Origin of the sequence: Streptomyces sp. NPDC049627, assembly GCF_044465645.1 — a bacterium.
Taxonomy (GTDB): Bacteria; Actinomycetota; Actinomycetes; order Streptomycetales; family Streptomycetaceae; genus Streptomyces.
In genome coordinates this window covers 113,730-131,880 of record NZ_JBITLW010000012.1, presented here as the reverse complement: position 1 = coordinate 131,880, position 18,151 = coordinate 113,730, and the positions used below count along the sequence as shown (strand labels likewise).

Genomic DNA, 18,151 nt, shown 5'->3' with positions numbered 1-18,151 from the left:
CGCCTCCGATGGACGGATTCACTTCTCCCTCCGCTGGGCAGTGACCCGAGAAAGTGTCATGAGCACGACTCCCTTCCCCCACGAGGAGGTCGCACATGCACGTCCGTAGCCTGACCGTCAGCCTGGCCACCGCCCTGGCGGTGTCCTTGTCCCTGGTGGGCAGCCAGGCCGTGGCCGCTTCCCCCGACGCCCCGGACCACCCCCTGGCCGCCCGTGTCCTCACCTACGACGCAAGCGGCTCCGCGGAGTTCAGGAGCGCGGTGGACCGGGGCGCGGCAATCTGGAACGAGAGTGTGAACGCTGTCGAGTTGAAGCCGGTCGCCACCGGGCAACGCGCCAACATACGGGTCCTGGCGGACAACGGCTGGCCGCGTGCGCTGCCCACCACCTTGGGCAACGGAACCGTCTACATCGGACGGCAGGCCGTGGACCAGGGCTACGACACGATTCGTATCTCCGCCCACGAACTCGGTCACATCCTCGGCCTGCCCGACCGCAAGCCCGGGCCCTGCTCCAGCCTGATGTCCGGCTCCAGCGCCGGAACCGCGTGCACGAACCCGTATCCGGACGCGGCGGAGAAGGCGGAAGTCGAGGACAACTTCGCCGGTGCGGTGGTCCGCCGAGCTCCGCTGCCCGTGCGTGCCGGCGTGATCGTGGACTGACGCGCGTCGCGCTTCGAGGCGTGCGGAACGAGAGGAAAAGAGGGGGGCGTCCCGGCGTCCCCCTCGCCCCTGCGCGCGTCAGGTACCTGACTCCCTCTCAGGTACCGAGAGCGGTTGCTCGGTCCAGATCGTCTTGCCGTTGCGGCCGTACCGCGTGCCCCACCGCTCGGACAGCTGAGCCACCAGGAACAGGCCGCGTCCGCCCTCGTCGGTGCTGCGGGCCTGGCGCAGATGGGGGGAGGTGCTGCTGGTGTCGGAGACCTCGCAGATGAGGTGGCCGTCCCGGATCAGCCGCACCAGCACCGGGCCGCCGGCGTACCGGTAGGCGTTCGTGACCAGTTCGCTCACGATCAGTTCGGTGGTGAAGGCCAGTTCCTCCAGCCCCCACTCGGTCAGCCGCTCACTCACCAGGGTCCGGGCCCGGCCGGCCGCGGTGGGCTCGGCCGGCAGCTCCCAGGTGGCCACCTTTTCCGCGGCCAGTACCCGGGTCCGGCCCAGCAGCAGTGTGACGTCGTCGGCGGGACGGTCGGGCAGCATCGCGTCCTCGACCGCCTTGCACAGGTGCTCCAGTGAGGGGGCCGGACCGGTCAGTGTGGTGCGCAGCAGGGACAGACCCTGGTCGATGTCCCGGTTGTCGGCCAGCAGGAGGCCGTCGCTGTAGAGGGCGAGCAGGCTGCCCTCCTCCAGTTGGAGCTCGGCCGACTCGAACGGCAGCCCGCCGAGGCCCAGGGGCGGTCCGGCGGGCGGGTCGATCGGGCGCACCTTGCCGTCCGGTCCCACCACGGTCGGCGGCGGGTGCCCCGCGCGCGCCATGACGCAGTGCCGGGAGACCGGATCGTAGATCGCGTACAGGCAGGTCGCGCCCACGATCTGGGGGGTGTTCCCATCGGTCTGCCGCTGTTCGGTGGCCAACTGGTCCACCAGGTCGTCGAGCCGGGAGAGGACCTCGTCCGGGGCCAGGTCGAGGTGCGCGAGGGTCTGTACGGCGGCACGCAGCCGGCCCATGGTCGCCGAGGCGTGCATGCCGTGACCGACCACGTCGCCGACGACCAGGGCGACGCGCAGCCCCGACAGCGGGATGACGTCGAACCAGTCGCCGCCGACTCCGGTGGAGGCCTGCGCGGGCAGGTACCGGTGGGCCGTCTCGACGGCCGGATGCTCGGGCACCTCACTCGGCAGCAGGCTGCGCTGGAGTGCCTCGGCGGCATGGTGCTGCTGGGTGTAGCGGCGGGCGTTGTCGATGCAGACCGCGGCCCGGCCGGCGAACTCCTCCGCGAGGGTGAGGTCGTCCTCCTCGAACGGCTCCGGCCGCTCCACCCGCCACATGCAGACCACGCCGAGCACGACACCGCGGGCGACCAGCGGCACCACCATCAGCGAGTGGACACCCAGGGCGAGCACCTTCTCGGCCCGCACCGGGTCGGCGGAGAACCATGCCGGGTCGAGGTCCAGGGTGGGCTGCAGGATCGGACGCCGCTCGGCCAGACAGCGTTCCTGCGCTGTCCCCTCGGGGAACGAGAACAGATGGTCCACGGGGCGCATCACCCGCAGCCCCTCGGCCAGAATGCTGCGGGCCGCCATCCTGCGCAGCGGGCCCGTGGCGTCGGGGGCCGGCTCCTCCCCGTGGGTCACGGGTTCCAGCAGATCCACCGAGAGGGCGTCGGCGAGCGCGGGAACCGCCGCCTCGGCCAGCTCACGCGCCGTCGTGCCCACGTCCAGGGTGTTCCCGAGCCTGGCGCCGACCTCGTTGAGCAGCGCCAGCCGCCGACGGGCCCGGTGGCGGTCGGTGACATCCTCGACGATCTCGGTGACGCCCAGTACCCGGCCGGACGGGTCCTGCATGCGGAAGGCGGAGACGGAGACGATCAGTTCCTTCGGGGGGTTGCCCATGATGCGGCAGTGCTGCTCGGCGAAAATGAGAGGCTCGCCCGTCTCCAGCACCCGCTGCAGCCGTCCCTCGATCAGCTCCGCGTCCGGGCCGACGAGGTAGTCGGTGGTCCGGCGCCCGTGATACGCCTCGCTCGGCAGCCCGCCGAACCGTGCGATCGCCCGGTTCACCCGCAGGATGCGCAGGTCCGGGCCGAGCACCGCGACCCCCACGGGGGAGCGGCGGAAGAAGCCGTCCAGCATGGCCCGGTCGATGTTCCACTGGACGACGTCCTCGGCGCGCGAGCCGACGAGGAGCCACTCGACGGTGGAGTCCAGTCGTCGCACCCGGCGGGCCCTGAATCCCACGAACACGCGGTGGCCCGCGCCGTGCCGCACGGGCAGCAGTCCGAACCAGCCGCCCTCCCGCACGCACGTGGCGGCCGCCTCGGCGATCAGGGGCCTGTCCCCGCGTTCGATCAGGACATCGCGCACCCGCCGGCCCAGCACCTCCTCGGCCCGGTGGCCGAGGAGAGCGCTGGCCTGGTCGCTCCAGGCGACGATCCGTCCGTGGTCGTCCAGAACGGCGGACGCGGACTGGTGCACCGAGAACGGATCCTCGGGACTCTCGCTGAGTGTCGTCGGGGATGTGTCGTGCATCGCCCACCCATCCGGCGCCGTTCGCGGGAGTCCTGGTGCGGCGCCCCCGGGGCGCTCATGCCGTTCCATTCCGTATGTCTGGCTTTGCAGTGGCTCATTTCAGTATCGGCTGGCCGGGCACCGCGTGCCTCGTCGTTGCGGCTGACCTGGACTGTCCGTCGGCCGTGCGACGGCCGGGTCACCGGGGCAGCGCGCGGGCCAGGAGGACCGCCACGTCGTCGTCCGCCGCCTCGGGCATGACGTGCGCCAGGAGGTCGTCACAGATGTCCTCCAGGGGATGCTCGGGATACCGCAGCGCCTGGGCCAGACGGCGCATGCCCTGGTCGAGGTCGGTGCCGCGGGTCTCGATCAGGCCGTCGGTGTAGGTCACCAGGAGGCTGTGGGGAGGAAGGACCACCTGCTGCACCTCGCAGTCCTGCCCGCCCACGCCCAGCGGCGGGCCCGCGGGTCCCTCCAGGAAGGCGACCGCGCCCCGCCCGTCGGCGACCACGGGCGGCGGGTGGCCCGCCCTGGCGATCAGACATTGGCCGGTGACCGGGTCGTGAACGGCGTACAGGCAGGTGGCCATCTCGTTGTCGCCCAGGTCGGCGACGGCGGCGTCCAGGAAGCGCAGCACCTGGTCGGGCGCGGTGTCCCGGCGTGCCAGGGTCCGTACGGCGGTGCGCAGCTGCCCCATGACGGCCGCGGCGTGGATGCCGTGCCCCATCACGTCCCCGATCACCAGGGCGGTCCGGTCGCCCGACAGGGCGATGGCGTCGAACCAGTCGCCGCCGACCTCGTGGTCGCCGGCCGGCAGATAGCGCCCGGTGAGTTCCAGTCCGCTGACGGTGGGCAGGGAGGGGTTCATCAGGCTGCGCTGGAGGGTGAGGGCCGCGTCGCGTTCCCGGCTGTACATGCGCGCGTTGTCGATGTTCAGCGCCGCCCGGGCGACCAGTTCGTCGATCAGCAGCGTGTCCTGTTCGTCGAACGGCTCCCGGTCGCGGGTCCGGGTGACCGATACCGCGCCCAGCACGGTGCCACGGGCCACCAGCGGGACCAGGCGCGCCGAACCCACGCGGGTGCGCAGATAGTCGTGCAGCCGGTCGGCGCCGGGAATTCTGATCAGCGGGTCGATGTCGCTCCGGTACAGGTTGATGGGACGCCCGGCGGTCATGATCTGCTCGTACACCGAGCCGGGCGGCACCTGCAGGGTCATGCCGACCGCGAGGAGGTCGGCCGGCGCGGCCGGATCGGTGAACACGGCCGCCACGCGGCGCACCACGCCGTGCGCCGAGGCAGCGGTCTCGTCCGGGGCCACCGCCTCCTCCAGCAGCTGCACATCGGCGGAGTCGGCCAGCCGGGGCACCAGGACGCGGACCACCTCCTGCGCCGTCTGGGTCAGATCCAGCGTGGAGCCCATCTGCGTACCCGCCTCCGCCAGCAGCGCCAGGCGATGCCGGGCCCGCTCCGCCTCCAGGTGGGCCCGCTGCCCCTCCGTGACGTCGATCAGCGAGGCGATCACTCCCACCCGCTGGCCGGCACCGCCGATCAGCGGGGCGTAGGAACAGGACCACGTCCGCTGCCGCGCCGGGTCCGTCGTGCCGGAGGAGGTGTGGCGGAAGTCCACCACCGCCTCACCCCGCTCCAGGACCTGCCGCATCACCGACTCCAGCCTGCCCGCGCCGGGTGCGATCTCGGTCACGCTTCGGCCGACGTGGTCGGCCACCGGGACGCCGTCCATCCGCGCCAGCGCCTCGTTGACCCTGAGGAAACGCAGGTCCGGGCCGAGCATGGCCAGGCCGATCGGGGACTGGGTGAACAGCCCCTCCAGCGCGGCCAGCGCATCGCGCATCCGCTCCACGGCGGATGTCTCCGCCGCGATGGCCAGCATGCCGGTACGGCCCTGCGCATCCGCGACCGGACAGTGCCACATCTCCATGTCGACCAGGGACCCGTCGCGATGCCGGACCGGCAGCCGTGCGACGACCGCGGCCCCAGCCCGCACCTTTTCCCCCAGCCGGTCGGCCAGTTCCTGGTTGCCCTCGGGCACGAGGACGCGCTTGGCGTCCTGGCCCACCACCTGCTGCGGCGTGTGACCGAGCAGATCCTGCGCGGCGAGCGACCACTGCACCAGGCGCCCCTCGGCGTCGACCATCCACAGCGCGAGCGGGAGCAGATCCTGGAACACCCCCGCATGCCCCACCGCGGGCGCGCCCGGACCCGGCGTTTCGCCGATCGCATCACGGGCACGTGCACCGCGGTGACTCGCGCTGGTCATGAGGGCACCTCGCTCACACACCCTTGACCACAGGAAGCTCAAGGACAGCGTAGGCCGCAAGTGGCCCGGCTCACATGGCGTAAGCGGGATGCCGCCGACACCATGGGTGCTCTCCGTCACCGGCAGGCTGAAGGGATCAAGAATGTTCCGCAAGGTGCTGGTCGCCAACCGCGGTGAAATCGCGATTCGGGCGTTCCGCGCAGGCTACGAGCTGGGCGCGCGCACCGTCGCCGTGTTCCCGCACGAGGACCGCAACTCCCTGCACCGGCTGAAGGCCGACGAGGCCTACGAGATCGGCCAGCCGGGACACCCGGTGCGCGCCTATCTCTCCGTGGAGGAGATCGTCCGCGCCGCACAGCGGGCCGGAGCGGACGCCGTCTACCCGGGCTACGGCTTCCTGTCCGAGAACCCCGACCTGGCCAGGGCGTGCGAAGAGGCGGGCATCACGTTCGTCGGGCCGAGCGCGGAGATCCTGGAGCTGACCGGGAACAAGGCGCGCGCGGTGGCCGCCGCACGCGCGGCCGGCGTACCGGTGCTGGGTTCCTCGGCGCCGTCCACCAACGTGGACGCCCTGGTGAGCGCCGCGGAGGACATCGGCTTCCCCGTGTTCGTCAAGGCGGTCGCGGGCGGTGGCGGTCGCGGCATGCGCCGCGTCGAGCACCCCTCCCAGCTGCGCGAGTCCATCGAGGCGGCCTCCCGTGAGGCGGCGTCCGCGTTCGGTGATCCCACCGTCTTCCTGGAGAAGGCGGTCGTCGAGCCCCGCCACATCGAGGTGCAGATCCTCGCCGACGGGCAGGGCAACGTCATCCACCTCTTCGAGCGGGACTGCTCGGTGCAGCGCCGCCACCAGAAGGTGATCGAGCTCGCGCCCGCCCCGAACCTCGACCCGGACCTGCGCGACCGGATCTGCGCCGACGCCGTGCGCTTCGCCCGGCAGATCGGCTACCGCAACGCCGGCACGGTGGAGTTCCTGCTGGACCGCGACGGCAACCACGTCTTCATCGAGATGAACCCGCGCATCCAGGTCGAGCACACAGTCACCGAGGAGGTCACCGACGTCGACCTGGTGCAGGCCCAGCTGCGCATCGCCGCCGGCGAGACCCTGGCCGACCTCGGCCTCTCCCAGGAGACGGTCACCCTGCGCGGCGCCGCCCTGCAGTGCCGTATCACCACCGAGGACCCCGCCAACGGCTTCCGCCCGGACACCGGCCGCATCAGCGCCTACCGCTCGCCCGGCGGCTCGGGCATCCGTCTCGACGGCGGCACCACGCACGCCGGTACGGAGATCAGCGCGCACTTCGACTCGATGCTGGTGAAGCTCACCTGCCGGGGCCGGGACTTCGACGCCGCGGTGGGCCGCGCCCGGCGTGCCGTGGCCGAGTTCCGCATCCGCGGCGTGGCCACCAACATCCCCTTCCTGCAGGCGGTCCTGGACGACCCCGACTTCCAGGCCGGCCGGGTCACCACGTCGTTCATCGAGAAGCGCCCGCACCTGCTGACCGCCCGCCACTCCGCCGACCGCGGCACGAAGCTGCTCACCTACCTGGCCGACGTCACCGTGAACAAGCCGCACGGCGAGCGGCCCGACCTGCTCGACCCGCTGACCAAGCTGCCCGCGCTGCCCGCCGGCGAGCCCCCGGCCGGCTCCCGCCAGCGGCTCGCCGAACTCGGCCCCGAGGGCTTCGCGAGCTGGCTGCGCGCCTCGCCGACCATCGGCGTCACCGACACCACCTTCCGCGACGCCCACCAGTCGCTGCTCGCCACCCGGGTGCGCACCAAGGACATGCTCGCCGTCGCCCCGGTCGTCGCCCGCACCCTGCCCCAGCTGCTGTCCCTGGAGTGCTGGGGCGGCGCGACCTACGACGTCGCCCTGCGCTTCCTCGCCGAGGACCCGTGGGAGCGCCTGGCGGCCCTGCGGGAGGCCGCGCCGAACATCTGCCTGCAGATGCTGCTGCGCGGCCGCAACACCGTCGGCTACACGCCGTACCCCACCGAGGTCACCGACGCCTTCGTGCACGAGGCCGCCGCCACCGGCATCGACATCTTCCGCATCTTCGACGCCCTCAACGACGTCGACCAGATGCGGCCCGCCATCGAGGCCGTACGGGAGACGGGGACGGCGGTCGCGGAGGTGGCCCTGTGCTACACCTCCGACCTGTCCGACCCCGCAGAAAAGCTCTACACCCTCGACTACTACCTGCGTCTGGCCGAGCAGATCGTGGACGCGGGCGCCCATGTCCTGGCCGTGAAGGACATGGCGGGCCTGCTGCGGGCACCGGCCGCGGCGAAGCTGGTGTCGGCGCTGCGCCGGGAGTTCGACCTGCCGGTCCACATCCACACCCACGACACCGCCGGCGGCCAGCTCGCCACCTACCTCGCCGCGATCCAGGCCGGCGCGGACGCGGTGGACGGAGCGGTGGCGTCCATGGCCGGTACGACCTCGCAGCCGTCGCTGTCGGCGATCGTCGCCGCGACCGACCACTCCGAGCGGCCCACCGGCCTGGACCTCCAGGCCGTCGGCGACCTGGAGCCGTACTGGGAGAGCGTCCGCAAGGTCTACGCCCCCTTCGAGGCGGGTCTCGCCTCGCCGACCGGACGCGTCTACCACCATGAGATCCCCGGCGGGCAGCTCTCCAACCTGCGCACCCAGGCGATCGCGCTCGGCCTCGGCGACCGCTTCGAGGAGATCGAGGCGATGTACGCCGCCGCCGACCGGATCCTCGGCCACCTGGTGAAGGTCACCCCCTCCTCGAAGGTGGTCGGCGACCTGGCCCTGCACCTCGTGGGTGCAGGCGTGTCCCCGGCGGACTTCGAGGCGGAGCCGGACCGGTTCGACATCCCCGACTCCGTCATCGGCTTCCTGCGCGGCGAGCTGGGCACCCCGCCCGGCGGCTGGCCCGAGCCGTTCCGCAGCAAGGCGCTGCGGGGCCGCGCCGAGGCCAAGCCGGTGCAGGAACTGAGCGCCGACGACCGCAAGGGCCTGGCGAAGGACCGGCGGGCGACGCTCAACCGGCTGCTGTTCCCGGCACCGACGCGCGAGTTCGAGACGCACCGCGACTCCTACGGCGACACCAGCGTGCTGGACAGCAAGGACTTCTTCTACGGGCTGCGCCCGGGCAAGGAGTACGCCGTCGACCTCGAACGCGGTGTGCGGCTGCTGATCGAGCTGCAGGCCATCGGCGACGCGGACGAGCGCGGCATGCGCACCGTGCTGTCGTCCCTGAACGGCCAGCTGCGGCCCATCCAGGTCCGCGACCGGGCGGCCGCCTCGGACGTGCCCGTCACCGAGAAGGCCGACCGGTCCAACCCCGGCCACGTCGCGGCGCCGTTCGCCGGCGTGGTGACCCTCACGGTCGCCGAAGGGGAGGAAGTGGAGGCCGGTGCCACGGTCGCCACCATCGAGGCGATGAAGATGGAGGCCTCGATCACCGCCGCGAAGTCCGGCCGGGTGGCCAGGCTGGCCATCAATCCCATCCAGCAGGTCGAGGGCGGCGACCTGCTCGTGGAACTCGCCTGACCACAGCCGGGAACGCCGTCACGCCCCGCGCAGGGGGAAGCTTCTGCGCGGGGCGTCGGCGTGCTGGGGCGGCGTCGACGAAACGCTCGGTCTGCCGGACAGTATCTGAATGGCCGTCATGACGGCCTGCGATGCCGCGAGTTCCAGCACCGACCCAGGAGGCGCCCATGTCCGAGCCGTCCGTCCTCGCCGCGCTGGTGTCCGGGTTGCGGGGCGGGTCGATCGAAGTCGTCGACCTGACCTCGCCGTTGTCGTCGTCGACGCCGGTGATCCAGCTGCCGCCCGAATTCGGCCAGACCGCCGTCTTCGAACTGGAGGAGATCAGCCGGTACGACGACCGTGGCCCCGCCTGGTACTGGAACAACTTCCGCAGCGGCGAGCACACCGGCACCCACTTCGACGCCCCGAACCACTGGGTCACCGGCAAGGACCGCACCGACGTGGCCTCGGTGCCGGCCCGCAGACTGATCGCACCCGCGGCCGTGCTGGACTTCACCGCCGAGGTCGCCGACAACCCCGACTTCCTGGTCGAGATCGACCACGTGAAGGCATGGGAGACCGAGAACGGCCCCTTGCCCGAAGGGGGTTGGCTGCTGCTGCGCACCGGCTGGGACGCCCGCGCCGAAACCCAGGAGGCGTTCCTCAACGCCGACGACAACGGCCCGCACACTCCCGGCCTGTCGCCGGAGTGCGCCCGCTGGGTGGCCGAGGAGTCGCCGGTGATCGGCCTCGGCGTCGAGACGGTCGGCACGGACGCCGGACGCGCGTTCTCGTTCGACCCGGCCTTCCCCTGCCACGCCTACCTGATGGGCAGCGACAAGTACGGCCTGACCCAGTTGCGCAACCTCGCCGCGCTCCCGCCAACCGGGTCCGTCGTCGTCGCGGGACCGCTGCCCATCGTCACCGGCTCCGGTGCTCCCGCGCGCGTGCTGGCCCTGGTGGAGCGCTGATGAAGGTCGCGGAAGCGGTCGGCCGGGCAATGTGCGCGGCCGGGGTGGGCCAGGTCTTCGGAGTGGTCGGGTCGGGCAACTTCCACGTCACGAACGCGATGGTCGCGGCGGGCGCGCGGTTCGTCGCCGCACGCCATGAGGGCGGCGCGGCGACCATGGCCGACGCGTACGCCCGGACCTGCGGCACGGTGGCCGTGGTGAGCGTGCACCAGGGCCCCGGGCTGACGAACGCGATGACGGGGATCGCGGAGGCGGCCAAGAGCCGTACTCCGCTCGTCGTGCTCGCGGCCGAGGTGACCGAGCGAAAGTCCAACTTCCACGTCGGCCAGGAGGAGTTGGCCCGCGCTGTGGGCGCGGTCGCGGCCCGGGTCACGTCGGCGCGGAGCGCGGTCGAGCAGGCGTGTGCGGCGGTAGGGCTGGCGGTGCGGGAGCGGCGTACCGTCCTGCTCAACCTCCCTCTGCCGGTGCAGGCCCTGGACGTGCCCCACGGAGCTTTGGCGCACGCCGCTCCGCCGCACGAGCGGGCCGCCGTCGAGCCGGACGCGGACGGTGCGACGGCCCTGGCGGACCTGCTGGCCCGGTCCCGGCGGCCGGTCTTCGTGGCCGGCCGGGGAGCGCGGGGACCCGGCAGCCGGCAGGCGCTGGAGGCACTCGCCGAGCACCACGGCGCGCTGCTGGCCACCTCGGCCGTCGCGCACGGGCTCTTCCACGGCAACCCCTGGTCCCTGGGCATCTCCGGCGGGTTCGCCTCGCCCCTGGCCTCCGAGCTGATCCGGGGCGCGGACCTGATCGTCGGCTGGGGCTGCGCCCTGAACATGTGGACGATGCGGCACGGCGGTCTCATCGGCGCCGGCGCCACCGTCGTACAGGTCGACGACGAGCCGTCGGCACTCGGCGCGCACCGGCCGGTGCACCTCGGCGTCCTCGGCGACGTCCGGCTCACCGCACGGCAGGTGTGCGAGGCGGGCGGCGCACCACGGCAGGGCTACCGCGGCCCGCAGACCGGCGAGGCCCTCAGGGCACGCGTGCGCCTGCGCGACGTGCCGTACGAGGACACCGGCACCCGGGAGCGGATCGACCCGCGGACGTTGAGCATCGCGCTCGACGACATCCTCCCCGCGGAGCGGGTGCTCGGCGTGGACTCGGGCAACTTCATGGGCTACCCGAGCGCGTACCTGTCGGTGCCGGACGAGAAGGGCTTCTGCTTCACGCAGGCGTTCCAGTCGATAGGGCTGGGGCTGGCCACCACGATCGGGGCGGCGCTGGCCCAGCCGGACCGGCTGCCCGTGGCCGCGCTCGGGGACGGCGGAGCGTTGATGAGCGCCGTCGAGCTGGACACGGTGCGGCGGCTCGGGCTGCCGATGGTGGTCGTCGTGTACGACGACGAGGCGTACGGCGCCGAAGTGCACCACTTCGGTCCCGACGGGCACCCACTGGACACGGTGCGCTTCCCGCCGACGGACATCGCTGCCGTAGGGCGGGGTTATGGCTTCGAGGCCGTGACCGTCCGTACGCGGGCCGATCTCAAGGCCGTGGCGGACTGGGTCGCCGGACCGCGATCCGCGCCGCTGCTCATCGACGCCAAGGTCGTCGCCGACCGCGGGTCCTGGTGGCTGGAGGAGGCGTTCCGCGGCCACTGAGCGCGGGTGGGGCGGCGGCGGAGGCGCCACATCGGCCCGGCCACCCCTCGAACGGCCCAGTGGCGCTGTGCCGGAGGAGCGAGGGTGAGTGACTGATGTGACCGTGGTGGAAGGGATCGGTGGGCACACCGGGACGAGGAGGCGCGATGGAGGGACTGGCCCAGGGCGGAATGGCTTGCGCTGCCCCGAGAGGTGGCGCGGACCCGCTGCCGGACCGGCCCCCGTGCGCCTTCGAACGGCTGAGCGCCGTGGCCGACGCCGTTCTCTACGAGGGCTACCTCCTGTATCCCTACCGGCGGTCATCGGCCAAGAACCGCGTCCGGTGGCAGTTCGGGGTGCTGTTCCCCCGGGACTGGGTGGCGTCGGACGGCCCGGTCGTTCCCGGCGTGTCCGGCTCCGCCGACTCCTGGTACCAGCAGACCGAGTGCCTGCTGAGGATCCGACGGCCCGGCGCGTCCGTACGGGTGAGGCTGCGCTACCTGCAGATGCAGCGGAAGCAGGTGCTGCAGGAGACCCGCCCGGACGGCGGCCACCGTGCCGTCGAGTCGCTGCGGACCGACGACGGCACGGTCCACCTGACCTTCGACGAAGCAGTACCGCGCGAAGTCGACGTCGCGTTCTTCCTGGACGCGCTGCTGCAGAGTGAACACACGGTTCCGGTGGGAGCGCCGGCCGGTGTGGAGGCCGAGCCGCTGGCAGGCGGGGCCGGGCGGGTGGAGCGGCGCCGCGAGGAGGTACGGGCGAGTACGACCGTCGCCGCCGAACCGCTCTCCGCGGATCTCTGCCGGCTCCGGGTACGCACCGCCAACACCGGACCCGCGCCGGATCCGCGCACCGCGCGCGACGAAGCGCTGCGCCATGCGCTCATCGCGACCCACACCCTCATCGGCGGTGACGGCGTCGAGTTCGTCTCGCTGACCGATCCACCGGCGGAGCTGTCCGCCCCCGCGGGCGGGTGCCGCAACGAGTTCACCTTCCCCGTGCTCGGCGGGGAACCCGGCACCGCGGACGTCCTGCTGTCCGCACCGATCATCCTCCCCGACCATCCGCAGGTGGCCCCGGAGAGCCCGGGGGATCTGCACGACGCCGCGGAGATCGACGAGATCCTCACGCTGCGCACGCTGCTGCTGACCGACGAGGAGAAGCGCGAGGCGCGCGCCACCGACGAGCGGGCCGCCGCGATCCTCGACCGGGTCGAGACCATGCCCCCGGAGGTCTTCGCACGGCTGCACGGCGCCGTCCGCTCCCTCGCCCCGGTCACTGAGGCACCCCCACCCGGCGAGCGCCCGGCCTGGTGGCAGGAGGGCGCCGACGACGGACTCTCCCCGTCCACCGACACGGTGCTCGTCGGCGGCGTGCCCCTCGGCGCCGGCAGCCGGGTACGGCTGCGCCCACGACGGGGCGCCGACGCCCAGGACATGTTCCTGGAGGGGCGGACCGCCGAGGTGGCCGCCGTCTTCCACGACGTGGACGGCAGCGTGCACCTCGCCGTCACGCTCGACGACGACCCCGCGTCCGAACTGCACACCTGGTACGGCCGCTTCCACTACTTCCGGCCCGGTGAACTCGAGCCACTGGAGCCCGCCCCATCCGAATCCCCCCGCAGCGGAGGCCGATGACATGACGACTCACAGCAGCACCATCGAGGTCAGCGGCGAACCCGGTCGCGGCGAGGACCGGCAGGGCATCGACGAGATCCACATCCTCTGGATCTCCGAGGGCATGAGCTGCGACGGCGACACGGTCTCCCTGACCGCCGCCGACCAGCCCTCCATCGAGGACCTCGTGCTCGGCCTCATCCCCGGTCTGCCGAAGGTGAACCTGGTCAACAAAGTGCTCTCACCGAGCCTGGGCGGCGAGGACTTCCTCGCTCCCTACAGGGCGGCGGCTCGGGGCGATTTGTCACCGTTCATCCTCGTCATCGAGGGTTCGATCCCCAACCAGAACATCATCAAGGGCGACGGCTACTGGACGTCGTTCGGCAACGACCCGGAGACCGGTGAGCCGCAGACCCTGAACTGGTGGATCGACCAACTGGCCCCCAGGGCCTGGGCGGTGGTGGCCGCCGGCACCTGCGCCACCTTCGGCGGCATCCACGCGATGGCCGGCAACCCGACCGGGTGCATGGGCCTGGCCGACTACCTGGGCTGGGACTACAGGTCCCAGGCCGGCCTGCCAGTCGTCAACGTCCCCGGCTGCCCGATCCAGCCCGAGAACTTCATGGAGACCCTGATCTGGGTCCTCTACCACGCGGCCGGTTCGGCGCCCCCGCCCCCGCTGGATCACATGCTGCGCCCGCAGTGGCTCTTCGGGAAGACGGTCCACGAGGGCTGCGACCGCGCCGCGTACTACGAGCAGGCGGACTTCGCACGGGACTACAACTCGCCCAAGTGCCTGGTGAAGACGGGCTGTTGGGGCCCGGTCGTCAACTGCAACGTGCCCAAGCGCGGCTGGATGGCCGGCATCGGCGGCTGCCCGAACGTCGGCGGCCTGTGCATCGGCTGCACGATGCCCGGCTTCCCCGACGCGTTCATGCCGTTCATGGACGAACCCGCCGGCGCGACCTTCTCGTCGCTGGCCATCAAGCCGTACGGGGCCGTCATCCGCCGGCTGCGCGGCATGACGAACGAGCTGGTCAACCACGAGCCCAAGTGGCGCCACAACAAGCGCAAGCTGACCAGCGGCTACAACCCGCGCTGGCGGCCCTGAAGCCGGGCGAGGCGCACCCCACCACTCACCCACGGAACACCGACAGCGAGGGGCATCACCGCACATGACCACCACCGAGGCCCGGCCGACGGAGCGCAAGCCACCGCAGCTCGTGGACATGTCCTGGGATCCGATCACCCGGATCATCGGGAACCTGGGCATCTACACGAAGATCGACTTCGCCAACCGGGAAGTCGTGGAATGCCACAGCACTTCGTCGCTGTTCCGCGGCTATTCCGTGTTCATGAAGGGCAAGGACCCACGCGACGCCGGTTTCATCACCTCCCGCATCTGCGGCATCTGCGGCGACAACCACACCACCTGCTCCGACTACGCCCAGCAGATGGCCTACGGCGTCAAGCCGCCCCCGCTGGCCGACTACATCGTCAACCTCGGCGAAGCGGCGGAGTACATGTTCGACCACACGATCTTCCAGGACAACCTGGTGTTCGTGGACTTCTGCGAGGCGATGGTCAAGGCCACCAACCCCGGTGTACTGGCCCGCGCCGAACGCACCGAGGCACCGCGCGGCGACATCCACGGCTACCGGACCATCGCCGACATCATGCGGGCCTTCAACCCCTTCGAGGGCGCGGTGTACAAGGAAGCCCTGAAGATGAGCCGCGTCACCCGTGAGATGTTCTGTCTCATGGAAGGGCGCCACGTCCACCCCTCCACGCTCTATCCCGGTGGCGTCGGCACCATGCCGCAGCCGACCACCTTCACCGACTACCTCAGCCGACTGATGCGGATCATCGACTTCGTCAAGAAGGCGGTGGCCCTCAACGACGACGTCTTCGACTTCTTCTACGAGGCGCTGCCCGGCTACGAGGAGGTCGGCCGCCGCCGCATCCTGCTGGGCTGCTGGGGCGCCTTCCAGGACCCCAGGACCGTCGACTACCGGTACGAGACGATGAACACCTGGGGCAAGCAGATGTACGTCACCCCGGGCATCGTCGTCGACGGCGAACTGGTCACCAACAACCTCATCGACATCAACCTCGGCCTGCGGATCCTGCTCGGCAGCTCCTACTACGAGGACTGGACCGGCGAACAGCCCTTCGTCACGCACGACCCGCTCGGCAACCCCGTCGACATGCGCCACCCGTGGAACCAGACGACCGTCCCCGTGCCGCAGAAGCGCGACTTCGACGACAAGTACAGCTGGGTGATGAGCCCGCGCTGGTACGACAAGAAGACGGATCAGCACCTCGCCCTCGACACCGGCGGCGGTCCGCTCGCCCGGCTGTGGTCGACCGCGCTGAGCGGACTGGTCGACACCCCCTACGTCAAGGCCACCGGCAGCAGCGTGCGCATCTCGCTGCCCAAGGGGGAGGAACTGCCGGAGACGACCCTGGAGTGGCACATCCCGCAGTGGAGCAACACCATCGAACGGGACCGCGCCCGGCCGTACTTCATCGCCTACGCGGCCGCCATGGCCCTGCAGTTCGTCGAAGAGGCCATGGGGCTCGTCCGGGCGGGCGAGACCAAGGTGTTCCAGAACTACGAGGTGCCCGACGAGGCCATCGGCTGCGGCTTCCACGAAGCGGTGCGCGGCGTCCTCTCGCACCACCTGGTGATCAAGGACAAGAAGATCGCCAACTACCACCCGTACCCGCCCACGCCGTGGAACGCCAGCCCCCGCGACATGTACGGCACCCCGGGCCCGTACGAGGACGCCGTCCAGGGCCAGCCCATCTTCGAGGAGAACGGGCCGGACGACTTCAAGGGCGTCGACATCATGCGCACGGTGCGCAGCTTCGACCCCTGCCTGCCGTGCGGCGTCCACATGTACGTCGGCAAGGGCAAGACGCTGACCACGCTGCACTCGCCCACCTACGGAGCGAACCATGGCTGAGGCCGGGCAGGAGCCCGGCGCCCAGCGGCTCGCGGACCCGGCCGTGGAGGCCCGGCTCGCCCGTCTCGACGAGCTGCTGGAAGGCCTCGAGTCCGCTCCCGGCCCCACCACGCGCTCCGCGGTCGAGGCGGTACGGCTGCTGACCGAGGTCTACGGCGAGGCGCTGGCCCGGGTCCTGGACCATGCCGACGGGCAGCTGGCCGCACGCCTGGCCGACGACGAGCTGCTGGGGCACCTGCTGGTGCTGCACGCGATCCACCCGGAGCCCGTCGAACGCCGGGCGGCCCGCGCGGTCGAACGGCTGCGCCCCGCCGTGCGCGAACGCGGCGGTGACGTGGAGTGGGCGGGCGTGGACGGGGACGTGGCCCGGGTGCGGCTGACGGCGGGCGGCGGATGCGGTTCCGGATGCGGCGGCGGATCGGGGGACGAGGTCGGCGCGGCCGTCCGGGAAGCGGTGCTCGCCGTCGCTCCCGAGCTGACGGCGGTGGAACCACTGCCGAGCACGCCGGCCCCCGCGTTCGTACCGCTGGCCACGCTGACGCACCGAGGCACACGGTGACCACGGACGGCGCGCTGGCCCGCCTCATCGCCTCCTCGGCCGACCGCACGGCGGCGGCCGAGGAGGAGGCGTGCGACCTGTGCGCCGCGCCGGTGCCCGACGAGCACGCCCACCTGTACGACACCGAGCGGCAGGAGGTGTGCTGCGCCTGCGGCCCCTGCTCGGTGCTGTTCGCCCAGGGCGGCGCCGGCGACGGCCACTACCGGCTCGTGCCGCGGCGCCGCCTGCGGCTCCCCCGGGTCGACACGGAGGTCCTGGGCGTACCCGTCGGGCTGGTCTTCTTCGTGCCCCGGACGGACGGCACGGTCACCGCCGAGGGCCCGAGCCCGGCGGGGGCCATGCGCTGGGACGTGGAAGCGGCGGCCTGGCAGCGGCTGGCCGAGACGTGTCCGCAGCTCGCCTCCGTGGCACCCGACGTGGAGGCACTGCTGGTCAACACCGTGCACGGCCTCGACCACCACTGGATCGTGCCGATCGACGACTGCTACCGGATGGTCGCCGTCGTACGCCGGGAATGGCGCGGCCTGTCCGGAGGCGGCCGCGTCTGGTCGGCCGTCGAGCGGTTCTTCGAGGACCTCACCGAGCGGTCATGAGCACGCACTCCGCACGTCGGAGGCGAGGAAGGAGACCCCCATGGGCAGCATCAGAGTGGGCCGGCCCCAGGCGAAGCCCGACACACCCCGGCACGTCCGGGGCATGCACCAGGGCAACCAGGGCCGGTACGAGGACGAGAGCGGGCACCACGAGGACGGCACCGCCGACGCGCGCCGCTCCACCGGGATCCGCGCGAAGCGCCACGACGCGCTGACGGAGACCATGCCGAACATCTCGCCCGGATGAGAGACAGCTGGGAGTCACCGCAATGAACGTTCAACTTGCACGAGGGTCCGCCGACACGGGCGGACGAGCCGGGATGACAGGACAGCGGGTGCTGATGGCCGAGGCCGCCCTGGTGGGCGGGCTGGCGCTGGCGCTGCTCGTCTGGGAGCTGCCCAGCCTGAGGCGTGAGATGCGGATCTGGCGGATGGCCGGCGGTTTCCGCGCCGGCCGCCGCTACCCGTGAGCCGGCCGTGCACGAGTTGTCGATCGCGACCGCGATCATCGAGCGGGCCGGCGAACTGGCCCGGGCGGACGGGACGGACGCCGTTTCGGCAGTGACCGTCCGGGTCGGCGAGCTGGCGGGGGTCGTCCCCGACGCCCTCGACTTCGCCTTCGAGGTGGCCCGCGACGGCACCGCCCTCGCCGCGGCACGGCTCGTCGTCGAGCAGATTCCCGCGCAGGCCTACTGTGAGCCGTGCGCCGAGGAGTTCCCGGTGGGCATGCCGCCGTTCTTCTGGTGCCCGCGCTGCGACCGTCCCTCCACGGAGCTGCGCAGCGGCCGGGAACTGGAGATCACCGGGATCGAGCCGGCCCTCGCCTGACGCAACCGGGCCCCGCCGGTGCAGGCAAAGCACCGGCGGGACCCGAGCGCAC

The 18,151-nt window shown here is 71.8% G+C and carries 14 protein-coding genes; 12 read left to right on the top strand and 2 right to left on the bottom strand.

Going from position 1 to position 18,151, the window contains the following annotated elements; all coding sequences use genetic code 11:
- Window positions 1–95: 95 nt before the first annotated feature.
- On the top strand, window positions 96–662 hold the full coding sequence (locus tag ACIBU0_RS30520; protein WP_398824826.1) for a snapalysin family zinc-dependent metalloprotease: 567 nt from the start codon (window positions 96–98) through the stop codon (window positions 660–662).
- Window positions 663–740: 78 nt separating this feature from the next.
- On the opposite strand, the gene ACIBU0_RS30515 is transcribed toward ACIBU0_RS30520, so the two are convergent.
- A complete protein-coding gene (locus tag ACIBU0_RS30515; RefSeq protein WP_398824823.1) occupies window positions 741–3,188 on the bottom strand; it encodes a SpoIIE family protein phosphatase in 2,448 nt (815 codons plus the stop codon).
- Window positions 3,189–3,366: 178 nt separating this feature from the next.
- Window positions 3,367–5,445, bottom strand: coding sequence for a SpoIIE family protein phosphatase (locus tag ACIBU0_RS30510; RefSeq protein ID WP_398824821.1), 2,079 nt, complete (start codon window positions 5,443–5,445; stop codon window positions 3,367–3,369).
- 142 nt (window positions 5,446–5,587) lie between these two features.
- Between ACIBU0_RS30510 and ACIBU0_RS30505 the strand changes: the two genes are divergently transcribed.
- From ACIBU0_RS30505 to hypA, 11 genes are all read left to right on the top strand, one after another.
- Complete coding sequence (locus ACIBU0_RS30505) at window positions 5,588–8,962, top strand: pyruvate carboxylase (protein ID WP_398824819.1); 3,375 nt, start codon at window positions 5,588–5,590, stop codon at window positions 8,960–8,962.
- Window positions 8,963–9,129: 167 nt separating this feature from the next.
- Window positions 9,130–9,912: a cyclase family protein gene (locus ACIBU0_RS30500; RefSeq protein WP_398824817.1), complete on the top strand. Its 783-nt coding sequence runs from the start codon at window positions 9,130–9,132 to the stop codon at window positions 9,910–9,912.
- A complete protein-coding gene (locus ACIBU0_RS30495) occupies window positions 9,912–11,552 on the top strand; it encodes a thiamine pyrophosphate-binding protein (protein ID WP_398824815.1) in 1,641 nt (546 codons plus the stop codon). The genes ACIBU0_RS30500 and ACIBU0_RS30495 overlap by 1 nt, the downstream gene beginning before the upstream one ends.
- Window positions 11,553–11,698: 146 nt before the next feature.
- On the top strand, window positions 11,699–13,171 hold the full coding sequence (locus ACIBU0_RS30490) for a hypothetical protein (RefSeq protein ID WP_398824813.1): 1,473 nt from the start codon (window positions 11,699–11,701) through the stop codon (window positions 13,169–13,171).
- Between the two features lies 1 nt (window position 13,172).
- Window positions 13,173–14,261: a hydrogenase expression protein HypE gene (locus tag ACIBU0_RS30485; protein ID WP_398824811.1), complete on the top strand. Its 1,089-nt coding sequence runs from the start codon at window positions 13,173–13,175 to the stop codon at window positions 14,259–14,261.
- 64 nt (window positions 14,262–14,325) lie between these two features.
- Window positions 14,326–16,119 carry a nickel-dependent hydrogenase large subunit gene (locus tag ACIBU0_RS30480; RefSeq protein ID WP_398824809.1) on the top strand — a complete coding sequence of 598 codons (1,794 nt, stop codon included), beginning with the start codon at window positions 14,326–14,328 and terminating at the stop codon, window positions 16,117–16,119.
- The gene (locus ACIBU0_RS30475; protein WP_398824808.1) at window positions 16,112–16,678 is read left to right on the top strand and encodes a NifU family protein; all 567 of its coding nucleotides are present in this window, start codon (window positions 16,112–16,114) and stop codon (window positions 16,676–16,678) included. The genes ACIBU0_RS30480 and ACIBU0_RS30475 overlap by 8 nt, the downstream gene beginning before the upstream one ends.
- Window positions 16,675–17,271, top strand: a complete 597-nt coding sequence (locus tag ACIBU0_RS30470; protein ID WP_398824806.1) for a DUF5947 family protein — start codon at window positions 16,675–16,677, stop codon at window positions 17,269–17,271. Before ACIBU0_RS30475 ends, ACIBU0_RS30470 begins: the two co-directional genes overlap by 4 nt.
- A 40-nt stretch (window positions 17,272–17,311) precedes the next feature.
- Window positions 17,312–17,518, top strand: coding sequence for a hypothetical protein (locus tag ACIBU0_RS30465; RefSeq protein ID WP_398824804.1), 207 nt, complete (start codon window positions 17,312–17,314; stop codon window positions 17,516–17,518).
- Window positions 17,519–17,591: 73 nt separating this feature from the next.
- A complete protein-coding gene (locus ACIBU0_RS30460) occupies window positions 17,592–17,741 on the top strand; it encodes a hypothetical protein (protein WP_398824802.1) in 150 nt (49 codons plus the stop codon).
- Window positions 17,742–17,748: 7 nt separating this feature from the next.
- Window positions 17,749–18,099, top strand: coding sequence for a hydrogenase maturation nickel metallochaperone HypA (hypA, locus tag ACIBU0_RS30455; protein ID WP_398824800.1), 351 nt, complete (start codon window positions 17,749–17,751; stop codon window positions 18,097–18,099).
- Window positions 18,100–18,151: the final 52 nt, after the last annotated feature.

Bases quoted from the DNA above. Each gene is read 5' to 3' on its own strand.
- ACIBU0_RS30485 (WP_398824811.1), top strand. From the start codon at position 13,173: ATGACGACTCACAGCAGCACCATCGAGGTCAGCGGCGAACCCGGTCGC.
- ACIBU0_RS30500 (WP_398824817.1), top strand. From the start codon at position 9,130: ATGTCCGAGCCGTCCGTCCTCGCCGCGCTGGTGTCCGGGTTGCGGGGC.
- ACIBU0_RS30475 (WP_398824808.1), top strand. From the start codon at position 16,112: ATGGCTGAGGCCGGGCAGGAGCCCGGCGCCCAGCGGCTCGCGGACCCG.
- ACIBU0_RS30460 (WP_398824802.1), top strand. From the start codon at position 17,592: ATGACAGGACAGCGGGTGCTGATGGCCGAGGCCGCCCTGGTGGGCGGG.
- ACIBU0_RS30495 (WP_398824815.1), top strand. From the start codon at position 9,912: ATGAAGGTCGCGGAAGCGGTCGGCCGGGCAATGTGCGCGGCCGGGGTG.
- ACIBU0_RS30510 (WP_398824821.1), bottom strand. From the start codon at position 5,445: ATGACCAGCGCGAGTCACCGCGGTGCACGTGCCCGTGATGCGATCGGC.
- ACIBU0_RS30505 (WP_398824819.1), top strand. From the start codon at position 5,588: ATGTTCCGCAAGGTGCTGGTCGCCAACCGCGGTGAAATCGCGATTCGG.
- ACIBU0_RS30490 (WP_398824813.1), top strand. From the start codon at position 11,699: ATGGAGGGACTGGCCCAGGGCGGAATGGCTTGCGCTGCCCCGAGAGGT.
- ACIBU0_RS30515 (WP_398824823.1), bottom strand. From the start codon at position 3,188: ATGCACGACACATCCCCGACGACACTCAGCGAGAGTCCCGAGGATCCG.
- ACIBU0_RS30480 (WP_398824809.1), top strand. From the start codon at position 14,326: ATGACCACCACCGAGGCCCGGCCGACGGAGCGCAAGCCACCGCAGCTC.
- ACIBU0_RS30465 (WP_398824804.1), top strand. From the start codon at position 17,312: ATGGGCAGCATCAGAGTGGGCCGGCCCCAGGCGAAGCCCGACACACCC.
- ACIBU0_RS30520 (WP_398824826.1), top strand. From the start codon at position 96: ATGCACGTCCGTAGCCTGACCGTCAGCCTGGCCACCGCCCTGGCGGTG.